A 522-nucleotide genomic window follows, 5' to 3' on the forward strand; every position below is an offset into this window, starting at 1 on the left:
GGCCATCGCCGAGAGTAGCGAGCAGTGCAACCAGCCCATCGGTGCCCGGTTGGTCTTGCTGGCGGATGCGGTGTTTCGTACCCGGCACCGTTGGGAAAGCGGTGCGTTGAGCAAGCAGAAATACCTGCGCAGGCTCGCGCGTTACCGGCAAAGCTGGCGAAGCCAGTTGGAGCGCGGCGCCCTGTTGTGCAGCAAACGCTACCGTGGACGATGCCAGTTGCTGCTGCGGGATGACGAGATGCTGTGGCGGTTTATGACTGACGACGAAATAGCGCTGACCAACAACGAGGCGGAGCGGGCGCTGCGTGGCTATGTGCTCTGGCGCAAGGGTAGCTACGGCGTGTGGTCTCACCGGGGCGAGCTGTTTCGCCAGCGCATCCTGTCGTTGGTGGAGACCGGCAAGCGATTGGGCCGCTGCCCACAGGAGTGGTTGAGGGCCGTGGTCAGGGCGTGCATCGAGAAGACAGATTATCCCATCCCGGCAGAACTGATGCCGTCAACCCCGTCCTGGTGAATAGATAC

The 522-nt window shown here is 62.5% G+C and carries 1 protein-coding gene; it reads left to right on the forward strand.

The window, feature by feature from the left end; translation table 11 throughout:
• Nucleotides 1–514: transposase (locus MUW49_RS18410; RefSeq protein WP_210538931.1), on the forward strand; the 514-nt coding region annotated here is incomplete at its 5' end.
• Nucleotides 515–522: the final 8 nt, after the last annotated feature.

This window comes from Aeromonas sp. LsrichE-8G (assembly GCF_022869435.1).
Lineage (GTDB): Bacteria > Pseudomonadota > Gammaproteobacteria > Enterobacterales > Aeromonadaceae > Aeromonas > Aeromonas caviae.